Origin of the sequence: Acidianus brierleyi (genome assembly GCF_003201835.2) — an archaeon.
GTDB classification, from domain to species: Archaea; Thermoproteota; Thermoprotei_A; order Sulfolobales; family Sulfolobaceae; genus Aramenus; species Aramenus brierleyi.
This window is the reverse complement of record NZ_CP029289.2, coordinates 2,153,558-2,168,844: the sequence shown is the minus strand read 5'-3', so window position 1 is coordinate 2,168,844 and position 15,287 is coordinate 2,153,558. Positions and strand designations below refer to the sequence as shown.

At 32.2% G+C, this 15,287-nt stretch carries 14 protein-coding genes; 9 read left to right on the top strand and 5 right to left on the bottom strand.

Annotated elements, in window-relative coordinates:
• Positions 1 to 29 precede the first annotated feature (29 nt).
• Complete coding sequence (locus DFR85_RS27925; RefSeq protein WP_110271107.1) at positions 30 to 1,106, bottom strand: glucose 1-dehydrogenase; 1,077 nt, start codon at positions 1,104 to 1,106, stop codon at positions 30 to 32.
• Positions 1,107 to 1,212: 106 nt separating this feature from the next.
• Positions 1,213 to 1,608 (bottom strand): single stranded DNA-binding domain-containing protein, encoded by a 396-nt coding sequence (locus DFR85_RS27920; RefSeq protein ID WP_110271106.1) that lies wholly within the window; start codon positions 1,606 to 1,608, stop codon positions 1,213 to 1,215.
• Positions 1,609 to 2,033: 425 nt separating this feature from the next.
• Between DFR85_RS27920 and DFR85_RS27915 the strand changes: the two genes are divergently transcribed.
• Positions 2,034 to 2,939 carry an aldo/keto reductase gene (locus DFR85_RS27915; protein WP_110271105.1) on the top strand — a complete coding sequence of 302 codons (906 nt, stop codon included), beginning with the start codon at positions 2,034 to 2,036 and terminating at the stop codon, positions 2,937 to 2,939.
• 95 nt (positions 2,940 to 3,034) lie between these two features.
• Positions 3,035 to 4,177 (top strand): MFS transporter, encoded by a 1,143-nt coding sequence (locus tag DFR85_RS27910; RefSeq protein ID WP_110271104.1) that lies wholly within the window; start codon positions 3,035 to 3,037, stop codon positions 4,175 to 4,177.
• 18 nt (positions 4,178 to 4,195) lie between these two features.
• Here the strand turns inward: DFR85_RS27910 and DFR85_RS27905 are convergent, their stop codons facing one another.
• Positions 4,196 to 6,409, bottom strand: a complete 2,214-nt coding sequence (locus DFR85_RS27905; RefSeq protein WP_110271103.1) for a DUF929 family protein — start codon at positions 6,407 to 6,409, stop codon at positions 4,196 to 4,198.
• Between the two features lie 383 nt (positions 6,410 to 6,792).
• Between DFR85_RS27905 and DFR85_RS27900 the strand changes: the two genes are divergently transcribed.
• From DFR85_RS27900 to DFR85_RS27880, 5 genes are read left to right on the top strand one after another with little or no spacing between them, the layout of a single operon-like run.
• On the top strand, positions 6,793 to 7,833 hold the full coding sequence (locus DFR85_RS27900) for a glucose-1-phosphate thymidylyltransferase (RefSeq protein WP_110271102.1): 1,041 nt from the start codon (positions 6,793 to 6,795) through the stop codon (positions 7,831 to 7,833).
• Between the two features lie 3 nt (positions 7,834 to 7,836).
• Positions 7,837 to 8,772 (top strand): dTDP-glucose 4,6-dehydratase, encoded by a 936-nt coding sequence (gene rfbB / locus DFR85_RS27895; RefSeq protein ID WP_246252885.1) that lies wholly within the window; start codon positions 7,837 to 7,839, stop codon positions 8,770 to 8,772.
• A complete protein-coding gene (locus tag DFR85_RS27890) occupies positions 8,766 to 9,605 on the top strand; it encodes an SDR family oxidoreductase (protein ID WP_110271101.1) in 840 nt (279 codons plus the stop codon). The genes rfbB and DFR85_RS27890 overlap by 7 nt, the downstream gene beginning before the upstream one ends.
• On the top strand, positions 9,595 to 10,134 hold the full coding sequence (gene rfbC / locus DFR85_RS27885) for a dTDP-4-dehydrorhamnose 3,5-epimerase (protein ID WP_110271100.1): 540 nt from the start codon (positions 9,595 to 9,597) through the stop codon (positions 10,132 to 10,134). Before DFR85_RS27890 ends, rfbC begins: the two co-directional genes overlap by 11 nt.
• Positions 10,135 to 10,191: 57 nt before the next feature.
• A complete protein-coding gene (locus DFR85_RS27880; RefSeq protein WP_110271099.1) occupies positions 10,192 to 10,572 on the top strand; it encodes a hypothetical protein in 381 nt (126 codons plus the stop codon).
• An 18-nt stretch (positions 10,573 to 10,590) separates the two neighbouring features.
• On the opposite strand, the gene DFR85_RS27875 is transcribed toward DFR85_RS27880, so the two are convergent.
• Together DFR85_RS27875 and DFR85_RS27870 are read right to left on the bottom strand one after the other, a co-directional pair.
• The gene (locus DFR85_RS27875; RefSeq protein ID WP_110271098.1) at positions 10,591 to 11,727 is read right to left on the bottom strand and encodes an LUD domain-containing protein; all 1,137 of its coding nucleotides are present in this window, start codon (positions 11,725 to 11,727) and stop codon (positions 10,591 to 10,593) included.
• On the bottom strand, positions 11,721 to 12,593 hold the full coding sequence (locus DFR85_RS27870) for a heterodisulfide reductase-related iron-sulfur binding cluster (protein WP_110271097.1): 873 nt from the start codon (positions 12,591 to 12,593) through the stop codon (positions 11,721 to 11,723). Before DFR85_RS27870 ends, DFR85_RS27875 begins: the two co-directional genes overlap by 7 nt.
• Before the next feature lie 47 nt (positions 12,594 to 12,640).
• Between DFR85_RS27870 and DFR85_RS27865 the strand changes: the two genes are divergently transcribed.
• Together DFR85_RS27865 and DFR85_RS27860 are read left to right on the top strand one after the other, a co-directional pair.
• Entirely contained in the window at positions 12,641 to 13,606 is a 966-nt protein-coding gene (locus DFR85_RS27865; protein WP_110271096.1) for a BadF/BadG/BcrA/BcrD ATPase family protein, read from the top strand.
• Positions 13,596 to 15,254: an AMP-binding protein gene (locus DFR85_RS27860; RefSeq protein ID WP_110271095.1), complete on the top strand. Its 1,659-nt coding sequence runs from the start codon at positions 13,596 to 13,598 to the stop codon at positions 15,252 to 15,254. The genes DFR85_RS27865 and DFR85_RS27860 overlap by 11 nt, the downstream gene beginning before the upstream one ends.
• Positions 15,255 to 15,287: the final 33 nt, after the last annotated feature.

The following is a 15,287-nucleotide window of genomic DNA, read 5'->3' as shown; positions in this document are numbered from 1 at the left end:
TTACTACAAAAAGAAATGTCTTATCAGTTTTACCATCTAATTTTAACTTTTATTTCATTCTCTTCTTTGAAAGAAAGAACTTTAGGCGCTTCGTCAACATGTACTGTTCTGGTTATAAGTTTATTTGTAGTTTTTGGCCAAGTTATTTTCCACTGTGACAAATGTCTCATTGCTTCCTCAAAGTGAGGTTTTTGTCCATTTGCCAATCCTAATATCGCTACACCTTTTAAAGACAGTCTCTGAATTTCTTGAAAACTAAGCTTCATTTCTCCTGATGGTGGAAATCCGAAAAGTCCTAAAACACCGTTATAATTCAAAAACGGTATTATGTCCTCTATTACTGTTGGAGGAGCAGTAGACGCATTAAATATTACGTCAAATCTTCCTTTAAGCTCTGTATAACCTTTTGCTGAATTAAAGTATTCTGCACCTATCTCTTGAAATATTTGATCCTCTATTTCTGTTGGTTCTCTCCTATTTGCTACAATAACTTGAAAAGAATGGGATCTTAAAAGCATTGATACCAAAATCCCTATAGGCCCACTACCTATAACAAGAGCTCTCCTACATGAGAATGTACCATCATTACATGTCCAATAAACTCTTTCTTGAACTTTTATTATCTCATTTACTGATTTTTCTAAGTCAGAAAGAGGTTGTGCTAATATGGCTATATCTTCTATACCTTTGGGAACCTTAACTAAGTATTTCGGATCATCATAATAATATTCCCTCATAAATCCGTCCATATCGCTTATTCCTGCTTCAACAAATTCCCCAGTTTCACAATGATCTGCTCTACCCATTAGACAATTATTACATTTTCCGCATCCTCTTCTATTTACTGGCATAACCACATCGTTTACCTTAAATTCTCCAAAAGGTTCTTCAACTACTCCTAAGGCCTCATGACCTAAAACTAACCAATCTCTACCTTGAGGAGCCCTTGCGGATGTCATTTTTCCTTGTACAATTTCTCTATCAGTACCGCATATTCCATTTTCTATAATCCTAACTTTTACCCTTCCAAAATTCTGCACTTCTTTCTCATTTACATCTCTTACTTCTACTCCTTTACTGCTTGGTTTTACTACTATCGCTTTCATTGATATAAACTCTCTAGCCTAAAATATAAGCCTTTCTAGATTAATAATGATAGAATAGATAAGCACTAAAAAATGAAAATTAAATTTTAATTATGGTTACAAAAGTTTAGAATCTTTTCCTGAAATTTCCGCCGCTTCTTCTATAGCCGCCGTATCTTGTATCTTCTACTGTTTTATTGGATAAGTTATTCTCAGTATTCACATTTTCTATAGTCTTTGTACTTTTTTCCATTTTTCCGTCTCTACCTAATGTTAATCTCATTGATCCTCTTACTATTGATACGTAACCGTTTGTTATATCTAAAACATCTCCTGTTGCTACTTTGCTTATATTATCATCCCAAAGACTGAAAAGGATAGATCCAGTCTCATCGCCGACTAATACATCGGCAACGTTATGAGTTGACCCATCCTTGTTCATAACCTGTTTGGGTTCTCCTACACTTACTACCTTTACAGTTACACTTGCCCCTGCACGAGGCTTTAATTCGTTTACTTTCATTTTTACTACGCGTGTATAAACGCAGTGAATGATATTATAAAACTTCCTACTGAAAAATGTAGTATACATAACCTTATCTAAAAAATGTATAATCAATTTTTATGTTTGATTTTTAGGATCAGTTTTATAATGGCCACTATTATTAGAACAATAAATAATAGGGGTATTAAACCAAGATTTATAAAGAAACCAGAGAAACTAGCGTCAGGGAAAGTAAATAGGTAATAAAGAAACTGATAAAACCAAGGTATTGATAATAACCTTGAGATTAAATATAGGAGGAAAATTACAGCTTTGCCTGTAGACCGATTAAGAATTATGAGTATATTCATCATTGTAAATTATTTTTAAGGAATTATAAGAGTTATGCAGAGAAGTAGAATATTATCTAGATAGATTTAATGATACGAAATAGTAATTATAGTATGGAGTTTGGATGGACAAAGGAAAAAATTTTTCCTCTAATTTTAGGATCTTGGGAGTTCGGAACTAAAACTATGGTTACTAGAGAAGATTCAAAAAAGATAATTAAAGAGGCGATTAACTTAGGAATTAACGCTATAGATACTGCGGAAACTTACGGTAATGGAGAGTCTGAGAGAATTTTAGGTGAGATAATTAAGGAAATTAGGAGAGAAGATATTTTTATTATAACTAAAGTTTCCGAAAATCATCTAAGATATAACGACGTATTAAGAGCTGCAGAAGGAAGTTTAAGAAGACTAAATGTCAATTATATAGATCTATATTTAGTGCATTGGCCAAATTCTTATGTCCCTATTAGGGAAACTGCTAAAGCACTAGAAAAATTATATGAGGAAGGAAAAGTAAGATACGTAGGATTAAGTAACTTTTCCCTACCTTTAATGAAAGAATTCAGAGAATATCTTTCAAAAACTGATGTGGCTGCTAATGAACTGCATTATAATCTGCTTTTTAGAGATGTAGAAAAAGAAATATATCCTTATATGAAAAAAGAAAATATTCCTCTATTGGCTTATGATTCTTTAGGTTTAGGTTATCTAATAGGTAGAAAAGAAGTTAGAGACGAATTTAGGTGGTATTATTTAGCAAGACAAGAATATATTTCGTCTTTAGAACCTTTACTAGGGGAGTTGGAGAGAATCTCTAAAGAAACAGGAAAGACTTTAGCTCAGATAGTATTGAATTGGTTACTTAATAAGGAGAATGTCTTTCCAATATTTAATACCTCAAAAATCAATCATTTAAAAGAGAATATTGAAAGTATAGGATGGAAATTAGAAGAGAATATATTAAAAGAAATTGATGATGCGATTAGTAAAGTAAATATAGATTACTTTATAACTTAATTTATAACTGACTTTTAAAAATTCACTTAATAAATTTTTCTTCGCTAATTTAGGAATATAATAATTATAAGGAAGAAGCCTTAAGAGAAAGTAGAATGAAACCTCTGCGGACTTACATTATTTTAAAGAACTTTTCGTTAGAATTAGTACAACCATTTATTTCCTTTGTCTCTGCGGCTTACGGACTTATAGGAGAGCAATTGGGTTTAATATCTTCTGCAGGAACAGTCTTACCTTCAGTAGTACAATTCTTTTTAGGTTATGTTAAAGCTAGAGCAAAAACGTTAGTTAGTTTTGGAACATTTCTAACTGGTATATTATGGTTAGTCTTATCGATAGTCCCTTTTAGCATTTTTTTCACTATAGTTTACTTGGCTCTTGACGCTTCTATGGGAATATCTATATTTGGTTGGTATTTAATAATGGAAAAAGTTAGTTTAACATCCAGAGGAAAAATATTAGCTCAATATTCTTTTTATTCTACTTTTGGAGGACTTATAGCTACATTAATAACAGGATTTATAGTAGGAGAGAGATTCTCGCTAATAAGATATTTCTTTATTATTGCTGGCGTACTCACATTACTTGATGGCGTTATATCTACTAAATTTGATGTAGATTACGAAGTAAAAAATACAATTAAAATAAATATATCTAGAGAATTGAAAGATTATCTTTTAATATCCTTCCTTTTCAATATAGTTTGGTCTTTAGCATGGCCACTCTTCCCCATGGCACAAGTGTATGTCTTTAAGATGAATTTTAGCGAAGTTGCCATTATCAGCGTAATTTCTGGCTCATCTACGCTTTTGTTACAAAGAAAAATAGGAAAATTAGTAGACAAAAACAGAAAAATTATGATGTTTACTGGAAGACTCGCATTAGCAACTTTTCCTTTAGCGTATGCGCTGTCAACGTCGGTATATGAAATATATTTAGCTAATGTAGTTGCGGGATTTACTAATTCAGTTAATTCTACAGCTTATATGTCTTACCTCTATGATTCTTCAAGTGATGTAAAGAGATCTGTGGGAATATATAGTGCAATAGGTGGTTTAGGAGATCTAATAGGCTCTAGTATAGGCTCAATACTTGCAGAATATTTTACGTCAATAGCAGGAATAGATTCCATAAGGTTATTAATGTTAGGTGTAGGCGTTTTAAGAATTTTAGCTTCAATATTTTATTTAAAACTTCCAGAACCTAAACCATTTAAACCAAAAATAGTTTTAAAATAAAAATCTAAATTAGAGAATTTAAATCACTTGACTTATAGGAAGAGCTATTACATAATCAAATATTGATGAGTCTATTATAGTATTTCCTACTATTATTGGCTGATCCTTACCTAGATCTACTCCAACATAATACTTGTTAACTAAGTCTCCATTAGCAGCGTTAAGTACTGCAAAATGATCAAAATCTGGCACTATTATATACCCATCATAGTAAACTGGCTGATCAGCTAATGATGCATGCTTCATCTGTGGAGATATCCATATTAATTTACCAGAGGTTAAATTGAATGCTGCTACGGTTCTATTTATATGAGAAGGTACGTAAATAATTCCATTATATACTAGTGGACTAAAGCCATTATTATCGTCACCTGGATGACCATATCCAGTTATATTTTCAACGTATAATATATTTCCGTTAGTAACATTAGCTACTAATAACACTTGCCTAACGTATATTTGATTTAAATAAACGCCATGATATACCGGATAACCCATGAAACTATCTACTAAATATTGTCCATATACTGCTGGTACTGCATCACCTACTGAAGAACCATATGCAAAGGGCACTTTAAGAACATATGCAGGTGTTCCATTGTTAACGTATAATGCAACAATTGCAGACATATTAACAGGATAACCTGGAGAGAACGCTGTTATTAATAATGCATAATTGTTCCCTACATATAAATCTAAACTTGCCATATTGGCACTTCCATCATAAGAGTAATTCCATATTAAGTTTCCATTAGTAGCATTTAATGCGTACACGTTTCCGTCTCCATCATCAAACATTACCATTCCATTATATGCAACTGCAGTGGGCATTGCTTGAGATTTAGTTAAGAATATCCATTTCGGTATTCCATCACTAGCATTTACTGCTAGCAAACCAGTTAATCCAGTATACAATCCTCTATGTCCACCACCGTATGCGTTTAATTTACCTTGTTCATACGTGAAAGTAGCTGGACCTAATCCTACATAAATCATGCCATGGTAAACTACTGGTTCCGACATTATTACTGCTGCAGGCGTACTCAATATCCATATCGCGTTTCCAGTTTGCGCATTTATGGCATATAGCTGTCCGCTATCTGAACCAACGTAAACTATTCCGTTAGCAAATGATGGACCTACAGCATCACCAGCCGCTTGTTCATATCCTGAACCAAATTCAGATCCTAGCATTTTTGTATCTTGTTCCCAGGCTGTTATGTTTCCATACTGAAAAGCGTTCATTTGTTGATATATCCAGTTGACATCTAGATTTCCGGAAAATACTGGATTTCTATTTGGACTATTAGCATACATATTCCATGAAGATGGACCAGTACTTATGCTTGGAGTATTAGATAGGTAATATGTGGTGAATCCAAATCCATGTAAATATGTTATTTCCTCTTGTTGTTGGCTAACTGTTATAGTAACTGGTTTTCCCATAGATTCATTTAAAACTTGCCAAAATTGATAAATTGCCTGCATTAGTTCTGGATTACTCTGAGTTAGTAAATCTTCCATTACTTGTTCTGGAGTTAATTTGGCTATTGCAGATGGAGGATATGATGGTCCCAGCAATAACCATGTGCCATTAGGTCCTGTAACTACTAACATGGTTACTACGTGAGGTGGAGATTTAAATTGACCTACTATCGGAACGTTATATGTTATGGCTATATTATATATCCATTGTGGTGCGAAGTCTTTTAATTCCATTAATCCGTCATAGGTCGCTATACTTGGGCTTATTGTGTAATTCATTGGCTCTGGAGTTGGTAATGTAGTCTCATTTAGGTATTCATTATACATATATATCCAGTCAAACATTATAGGAGAATTCTTAGGTGCCTTGTATCCTTCGAATATTAATCCTGGAACATTAGGTGGAACTCTATAAGGATCTGATGTATGAAACTCATAAGTGAAGTTTACCCCATAATGAGATAAAACGTAATATATTAGCCATGAATCCATAGCTGCTACATGGCATCCTATCCAGCCATCTAGGAATACCTCAGTTTTATTTGCGGGCGCGAAATCTTGATTAGTTATTTTTATCCATTTTCCTGGAGTTACTTGAGATGCAGATATCCAAGCATATGAATTGTGAGCACTATTTTGAGGAGATTGTTCAGTTATTGATGTAGATGATAAGAGATATACAGATGAAACTGCACTAACTAAAATTAATACGAATGCTATCGACATAACTACTTTTTTCGAATTCATATATGATCAAATAGACTTTATACATCTGATTAAATAAATCTAATAATAATGAAAATTTTGGAAAGAACTTTTAAGTTAGCAATCTAATATATTAAATTTTTTACTTTATAAAGTAAACAATGTTTATTCTCTTTAAACATTTATATAATAAATTATATATTTGCTCATATATCTATCTAAAAATTTTGTAGAATAAATCGTCAATTTTTGAAAAACTTTTAAAATAGTTAAGCATTAAGGTATCATAACTATAATATTTAAAATTATAAAAGAGAGTAAGTGAAAATAATATATTAAATTTTTACGCAATATTAGAGATATGCTGAATTATATTGGCATTACTATATTTCAAATTTTTATATTTGCGCTCTTTTAATCAATTAATGAAAGCTGTTATTCTTCACGGTGGTCAAGGAACAAGACTTAGACCATTAACGCATACTGGACCAAAACAGTTGCTTAAGATAGCAGGTAAACCAGTTTCGCTATGGGGTATATTATCTCTTAGAGATTTAGGAATAAGAGATTTTGCTATAATACTAGGAAATAATCATCCAGAAAAAGTAGTAGAATTCTATGGAGACGGATCTGTTTTTGATATAAACGTAACATATATTTATCAAGGAGAAGCCTTTGGTCTAGCTGATGCGATTTATAAGGCTAAAGACTTTGTAGGTAACGATAGATTTGTTGTGTATTTAGGAGATAACGTAGTGCTTGACGGTCTTAAAAATTTGATAAATTTTAATGGTGAAGCTTCTATACTTCTTGCTAAAGTAAATAATCCTAATAGATTTGGTGTAGCTGTAATAAATGAAGGAAAAGTAATAAAACTAGTAGAGAAGCCAAAGGAGTTTATATCTGATTTAGCATTAGTAGGAGTATATGCATTTACTCCAAGTATTTTTAATTCTATTGAAAAAATTAAGCCTAGTTGGAGAGGAGAATTAGAAATAACTGATGCTATCCAAGAACTACTTAACGAAGGAAAGGAAGTTAACTATAGTATAGTAGAAGGTTGGTGGAAAGATACTGGAACTCCAGAGGATTTACTTGAGGCTAATATGATACTTCTTGACAGATTTTTGGAACGCGAAATAATAGGGAAAATCTCAGGCAAAATAGAAGGTAGAGTAAAAGCTGAAAACTGTATTATAGAGAATTCCACAGTAAGAGGACCAGTATATATTGGTAGAAATTCTGTAATCAAAAACTCATTCATAGGTCCTTATACTACTATAGGAGATAACTGTATAATAGAAAATTCGGAAATATCGAATTCTCTTATAATGGATGAAGCACAAATTAGTAACGTTTCTATAATAGATTCTATAGTAGGAGAGAAGGCTAAAATATCTAAAAAAGACGGATTACCTTCAGGAAGAAAAATTATAGTTGGAGAAAATTCTATTGTAGAGGTATAAAAAATGATAATGATAACTGGAGGAGCAGGATTTATAGGATCGGCATTCGTTAGAGAGATTGATAATCCTTTAGTCTTTGATGCCCTAACTTATGCTGGAAGATTAGAAAATCTAAAAGACGTTAAACATTTATTTATCAAAGGAGATATTAGGAATTTCCAAGAAATTGAGAAAGCCGTTAAGGAAAATCATGTGGATACTATAGTAAATTTCGCAGCAGAAAGTCACGTAGACAGATCTATAGTAGACCCATTCATATTTCTTGATACAAACGTTAAAGGAGTTATAAATTTACTTGAAGTAGCAAGAAAATATGATTTAAAATTAGTTCATATTTCTACTGATGAAGTATATGGAGAACAAGAGAATTCCACTGAAGATTTTCCTTTAAAACCGTCTTCACCTTATTCTGCATCTAAAGCATCTGGAGATATGTTTATCCATTCTTACATTAGAACATATGGAGTAAACGCCCTGATAATAAGGCCATCAAATAATTATGGACCTAGACAATTTCCTGAAAAATTAATTCCAAAGACTATTATAAGAATTCTAAAAAATATGGAAATACCTGTTTATGGAGACGGAAAACAAGAAAGAGACTGGATTTTTGTAGAAGATACTGCAAAAATAATAAAAAAGATAATGCAAGAGGGTAAAAAAGGAGAAATATATAATGTCCCAGGAGGACAGAGAAGAACTAATATAGAGATTATAGACGAGATAGGAAAAATTCTAGGTAAAAAACCATTAATAAAGTACGTAAAGGATAGGCCTGGTCATGATAAATTATATTCAATGAAAAATACTAAGTTAGAATACAAAACAATACCGCTAGAAGAAGGATTAAAGAAAACAGTTGAATGGTATTTAAATAACCAATGGTGGTGGACTCCACTTTTGGGAGATGAGTTCTTCAGAAGTGAGGTACCATGGTAACACTAATCTTTGGAGGATCTGGACAATTAGGTCAAGAGTTAGGTAAAAGAGTGAAAAATGCCGTAATGACCTTTAATAAAAAGCAAATCCAAGGAATTAAGATAGACCTTGAAAATCCTCTTGAAATTGAAGACGCTATAATAAAACTTAGGCCTGAAACAATAATTAATGCCGCAGCTATGACTGACGTAGACGAATGTGAAAGATCTAAGGAAAAATCTATGAAAATAAATGCAGAATCAGTAAGGCATATGATCAGAGCAGCGTCAGTTGTTAAATCATATTTTATTCAAATTTCTACAGATTATGTTTTTGATGGAGAAAAAGGTAATTATTCTGAGAACGACTTACCTAATCCCTTGAACTATTATGGTTTAACAAAGCTTTTAGGGGACGCTTATACCATATCTTATGATTACTCTCTAATAGTAAGGACTTCTGGAGTTTATAGTAATAATAAGAATAATTTTCCACTTCTAGTTCTTAACTCACTAAAGCAAGGCAAGCAAATAAATGCCGTAGATGACATGTACTATTCTCCTATTCATGCCTCACAACTGGCAGAAGCAATAGTAGAACTAATATTTCAAAGACGTACTGGGATAATAAACGTAGCAAGCGAAAGAGTATCTAGGTATAATTTAGCCATAAAAATTGCTGAAGAATCTTCATTAGATCCTTCTTTAATAAATAGAGTCAAATTCAAGGACATGAAATGGCTTGCCAAGAGGCCATTGGATTCTTCTTTAGATTCTTCAAAGGCAAAGAAATTTATAGATGTGGATCTAAGCTTAGATGAGGGAATAAGAAGGTTAATAAAAAATGCCATTTAAAATAACTGAAACAGAAATTCCTGATATAAAATATATAGAAAGCGAAATATATACTGATGGAAGAGGATTTTTCGTTGAAATGTTCAAGAAGGACGAATTAGAATTTATTCCTGAAATAATTCAAGTAAATCATTCGTTTTCAATAAGAGGAGTAATAAGAGGATTGCATTATCAAATTAATCCTAAAGCTCAGGGAAAACTTGTTACAGTAGTTTCAGGCAAAATTTATGATGTAGCAGTAGATATAAGGAAAGGTTCTCCTTGGTATGGTAAATTTGTAGCATATGAGCTAACTCCAGGAAAACTCCTTTGGATACCACCAGGCTTTGCACACGGATTCCAGGCTATAGAAAAGTCTCATGTAGTATATTTTATAACAAACGGCGAATATTCTCCTCAACATGAAGCAGGAATTTTATGGAATGACCCTATATTAAAAATTCCATGGCCAGTAGAAGAAAAGATACTGTCAGAAAAAGATAAAAAATGGCCTAAACTCGAAAATGCTAAAAATAATTTTGAATACTGATTTAAACCGTCCATTAATATTACTTAAATTTAAAAACTCCTATGAAGACGATTTACTATGTCAATAATAACGCCACTTGAAACTATCTTAGCAACAATAGTGATTTTCATCTTAGCTTGGGTAATAACTTCAATACCTGTATGGATTTCTGCCAAGATATTTAGTAAAAACGGCACAATAGGTAGAGCTATGATAGCTACACTTGCAGGAATAATAGCTATTATTATAATTTCCGGAATTTTTGGACTACTTCATCTAGAATTAATAGGAGTTCTAGTTTCCATATTAGCGGTAATTGCGATATATAGAGCGATATTTGACGTTAGTTGGCTAGGAGCAATAGGTATAGGGATAATGTCGATAATTATTGAATTTATTATATTAATATTAGTAGGATATATAGGATTAAAAATTCCTACACTAGGAAATATACTTTAAAATTTTTTATATTTGAAATTATTTTTTATCGTTATTTTTCCACTTTATATACTCTAATATCCTAGGAATGTTTATCTTCATAGGGCAAACTTCTTTACATCCACCAGAATGTGTACAGTAAAGTGCAGGTTTTGTATCCCCATTAACTATATACGACCACATAGCTCCAGTAGGTCCAGTAAAAGGAGGGTCTCCCCAGTTTACACCCATTACCCTATAAACTGGACAATGAAAATGACATCTACCACACCTTATGCATAGTAACGCTTCCCTTAATACTGGATCTTTATTTGCTTTTAGTCTACCATTGTCCAATAATATTAAGTGAAACTCTTTAGGCCCGTGCGCTGGATTAACTCTTTTCATTTCTATGTCTGCAGTAGAACTTGGTCCTGAAGTAAGATTTATGTAAGTTGGAGGATAAATTCCAGCATATGCTGCTTGAACCATTACTTCTATCATAGCATCATGGAGAGTTGGGACAATCTTGTCTACTCCAGTAATAGCTATATGAACCTGGGGAGCTACAGTTGAAAATCTTATATTACCTTCATTCTCAACTAGTGCTACAGTCCCAGTATCAGCAGCTACAGAATTAGCCCCAGTTATACCTATATCTGCTTTAATGAATTTCTCCCTAAGGAATTCTCTCACTCTTTTTACTAAATCCTCATGTGTAGAATTTTCATTGACTCCGCCTATTTTATCTTTAAGAAGTTTTTCAGTTTCCTCTTTTGTAAGATGTATTGCCGGAGCTATTATGTGAGAAGGTGGTTGATTTCCAATTTGAATGAGGAACTCTCCTAAATCGGTTTCCCAAACTTCGTTACCTTTTCTTATTAGGTATTCTCTAATTCCTGCCTCATAAGCTACCATCGATTTGCCCATTACTACAGTTTTTCCTTCTCCTACAATCTTTCCCACTATTTCTCTAGCTTCTTCTGGTGTGGACACAAAATATCCTTTTCCTCCAATTTTTTCTACAGATTTTAGCGTCTGATCTATATAATAATCAATATTATTAAGAACCTTAAGCTTAGTTTCTCTTAATTCCTTAGCTAACTCAATGATATAAGGATATTCCCTTAATACTTTGTATACTCTAGGTACATTGTTATTTATTGCTCTATTGACAGCTATTTCCCAGCTCATAATAACACCTCTGCTATATCTTTAATTTCGCCCTCAAAATGAGGAGATAAAGTAGCATAACAAATAGGACATGTAACTAATAGTTTTTTACTTAATTTTCTTAAACCTTTAGCTCTTTCTTTTGCCATTTCTTCACTTACTTTCGAATCAACTGGAGCTAAAGGACCTCCGCAACAATAAGAAGTATCCTTCCCAGTTAACATATCATCTTCAATAAGTTTTATTCCTGATGATGTTATCATTTCTCTGTATTTATCTCTCAAGTTAAGGAATCTAGAATAAAGACATGAATCATGAATAGTGAATTCACCTTCAATTTTTTTGGGTTTTACAATTTCTAAATAACTTATCACTTCAATATCAAAATTGAAAAAGTCATTATATCTTGTTAAAGCATTATGAGTATGAGGATCTACAGTAATTATTCTTTTTACTCCCTTATTTTTGAAGAATTCATAAACTTTCTTTCCATATTCTTCAAATTCTGTGAGGAATCCCATTTCTAAAAGTATAGCTCCACTATAAGGTTCTTCATCGTAAAAATATGCTGGAACTATTCCCTCCTTTTTTATTGCATTTACTATATTATTTAATATGAGATATGCTCTATCTATTTGTTGTTTGCTTGGCTTTAGTCTACTAGCTAAAGGTATTAGGGACTTAAGAGATGACAAATACGGTAGAAATTTATTAAAAATCGGAACTATAGTTTCTATTTGATACATACAAGAGGTATAAATTATAGTATCTCCAGTTTTAGGCAAATCAGTAGTCCATCCACTGCAAATTTTTTTATCAAATGGGAAAGGCATCATTTGTTTATTTAAATTTTCAGTCAACGCGTCTTTTATTACTGCGAGATTATTCATTACAATATTTTAGTTAACTACATTAATTTGTTTTCTTCCAAACTTGTATGATACTTGCAGTAGACGGTGGAGCTACTAAGACTGTTGCAGCAGTTTATAAAGATGAAATCTTAGGTGTTGGAATTTCGTCTTCTGGAAATTATACAGAAGTAGGAGAGGAGCAAGCCAAGAAAAATATAATGGAAGCTATAAATGACGCATTAAATAATTCTTCAGTCTCACTTAAAGAAATAAATAAGGCAGTTTTTGCTCTTGCAGGAGTTGGTGACTCTAAAAAATTTACAGAAATTGGAGAGAGAATAGCTAAGGACATTTTTAAAGATTCGATAGTAATGAATGATGGAGTTTCTGCATTAAGAGCAACTAATCTGTTTAATGATGGAGCTGTTTTTGCTCCAGGTACTGGAAGCGTAGCGTTTTATCAGAAAAATGGAGAAATAATAAGGGTAGGAGGTTGGGGTTGGTTTTTTGGAGACGAAGGATCGGCATCATGGATAGCTAAAAATGCTATAACTTATGCAATAAGAAGTGTAGATAAGATAGAAAAGGAAAGTAAAATTCCTGAAGAAGTTGAAAAATTCTTTGGAGGAGAGTTTAGAGAAGTAGTAACACGATTATCTAAAGAACAAAATAAAAGATTAATAGCTAGTTTTGCTGTGAATATTGATAAGCTCTCTAAAAATGATGAATTAGCTTTTAAAGTAATGAAAAATGCCGCAGAATATATAGATTTAATGGTAAATAGACTAAAAAAAGATGTAAATAATGTTTACTTATTAGGAGGAGTAATGAGATCTTCAACTATAAGGAATTTAATGAGTAACAAAGTAAGATATTTCTATGGATATCATTCGGTTATAGGTGGAATAATAACATTAGAAAAAATAAACAAGGAAGAAATACGAGATGATTTAGTAAAACAATTAAACAAGAATCTTATAAAGGAACCTGAAGAAAAATTAAGAAAATTGCTTTTTATCGAGAATACAGAAGAATTATCCCATGGACTATAAAACAGCGTACGAACTAGCCTTGGAAAATCCAGAAAAATATTGGAATCCTTTTGCATCTTCCCTTAATTGGTTTAGAAAATGGGATAAGGTATTTGAAAACAAGTGGTTTATTGGAGGAAAAACCAATATTGCAATGAATTCCTTGAACCATTCTGGCAAGGCACTAATATGGTATGGCGAAAACGAAGTCAGAGAGATCTCATATAATGATTTAGATAAATTGTCAAGACGAATTGCAGGAAAATTAAAAGATATAGGAGTCAAAAGAGGAGATAGAGTAGCAATTTACATGCCCAATATGATAGAAACGATAGCATCAATTCTAGCGTGCGCTCGATTAGGTGCAATATATTCACTAATATTTGCTGGATTAGGTTATGAAGCTGTAAAATCAAGAATAGACGATTTTAAACCTAATGCCATAATAAAGGCAAATAAGACATATAGAAGAGGCAAGGAAATTCCATTATATTTAGAAGGAAGTATAGTTTTTGACAGAAATAATGAGTTTGATTTTGATAATGAATATGATAAATATGAGGAAATTGAAAGTAATGAGCCATTAAAAGTTATGTATACATCTGGAACTACAGGAAAACCAAAAGGAATTATTTTACCTCATGGAGCCTGGATGGTTGGAGATTACACAGTTTTTGATATAATGTTTTCTCTCAAAGAAGGAGATATAGTATTTACAACAGCTGACGTAGGTTGGATAACTTTTTCTAGAATTATGTACGCTACATTACTTCACGGTGGTACATTAGTATTTATGGAAGGTGCTCCAGATTATCCAAAAGATCGTGTAGCTAAAATAATTGATGAAATAAACCCTAAACTTTTCTTTACTTCACCTACTCTTCTCAGACTTCTAGTAAAATTAGGGATAAAAATACCTAGAGTAGAATTTGCTGCTACTGCTGGAGAAATAATGGACGAAAAAAGTTGGGATTATGTGTCTTTTGCGGACAAATATACCGACGTTTATGGACAAACAGAACTTGGATACGTAGTTGGTATACCTTTTTCGATGAATGTAGAGCCTAGAAAAGGTTATGCAGGAGTACCTTTCCCTGGAGCATTATTAGATACTGTAGACGAAAATGGTAAACATACAGATGATGTTGGTTACTTAGTTATGAAATCAAAGTTTCCTACACAATTTATAGGTATACTAAATAATCAAGAAAAATTCAAGGAATATTTCAAATTTGGATATCATTATACAGGAGACCTTGCTATTATAAATGAAAATTATATAAAAATTGTGGGAAGAGCAGACGATATGATAAAAATTGCAGGACATAGAATAACCAGCGGGGAAGTTGAAAGTGTAATTTCTGAAATCCCTGGAGTAATCGAAGTTGCCGCTATTGGAGTTCCAGACGAGATTAAAGGAGAAAAATTAGATGTATTCATTGTAGGCAATGTAAGTGAAGATCAGATTAGAGAAAAAATAAAAGAATCATTAGGACCTATCTACGTTATTGATAAAATATTTAAAGTAAACAGATTGCCTAGATCAAGAAGTGGCAAAATAGTTAGAAGAGCACTTAGAGATGCTATTATAGGAAATAAATTTGATGAAACCATGCTTGAAGATCCAGAAGTTTTAAAGGAAATTATAGAAAATATAAAAACTAAATAGGAATATATAGCCTCTATAGTTTATATGATAAAA

What these genes read in the sequence shown, in the direction of transcription:
- DFR85_RS27925 (WP_110271107.1), bottom strand. Translation starts at nt 1,106, where the DNA reads ATGAAAGCGATAGTAGTAAAACCAAGCAGTAAAGGAGTAGAAGTAAGA.
- DFR85_RS27920 (WP_110271106.1), bottom strand. Translation starts at nt 1,608, where the DNA reads ATGAAAGTAAACGAATTAAAGCCTCGTGCAGGGGCAAGTGTAACTGTA.
- DFR85_RS27915 (WP_110271105.1), top strand. Translation starts at nt 2,034, where the DNA reads ATGGAGTTTGGATGGACAAAGGAAAAAATTTTTCCTCTAATTTTAGGA.
- DFR85_RS27910 (WP_110271104.1), top strand. Translation starts at nt 3,035, where the DNA reads ATGAAACCTCTGCGGACTTACATTATTTTAAAGAACTTTTCGTTAGAA.
- DFR85_RS27905 (WP_110271103.1), bottom strand. Translation starts at nt 6,409, where the DNA reads ATGAATTCGAAAAAAGTAGTTATGTCGATAGCATTCGTATTAATTTTA.
- DFR85_RS27900 (WP_110271102.1), top strand. Translation starts at nt 6,793, where the DNA reads ATGAAAGCTGTTATTCTTCACGGTGGTCAAGGAACAAGACTTAGACCA.
- rfbB (WP_246252885.1), top strand. Translation starts at nt 7,837, where the DNA reads ATGATAATGATAACTGGAGGAGCAGGATTTATAGGATCGGCATTCGTT.
- DFR85_RS27890 (WP_110271101.1), top strand. Translation starts at nt 8,766, where the DNA reads ATGGTAACACTAATCTTTGGAGGATCTGGACAATTAGGTCAAGAGTTA.
- rfbC (WP_110271100.1), top strand. Translation starts at nt 9,595, where the DNA reads ATGCCATTTAAAATAACTGAAACAGAAATTCCTGATATAAAATATATA.
- DFR85_RS27880 (WP_110271099.1), top strand. Translation starts at nt 10,192, where the DNA reads ATGTCAATAATAACGCCACTTGAAACTATCTTAGCAACAATAGTGATT.
- DFR85_RS27870 (WP_110271097.1), bottom strand. Translation starts at nt 12,593, where the DNA reads ATGAATAATCTCGCAGTAATAAAAGACGCGTTGACTGAAAATTTAAAT.
- DFR85_RS27865 (WP_110271096.1), top strand. Translation starts at nt 12,641, where the DNA reads ATGATACTTGCAGTAGACGGTGGAGCTACTAAGACTGTTGCAGCAGTT.
- DFR85_RS27860 (WP_110271095.1), top strand. Translation starts at nt 13,596, where the DNA reads ATGGACTATAAAACAGCGTACGAACTAGCCTTGGAAAATCCAGAAAAA.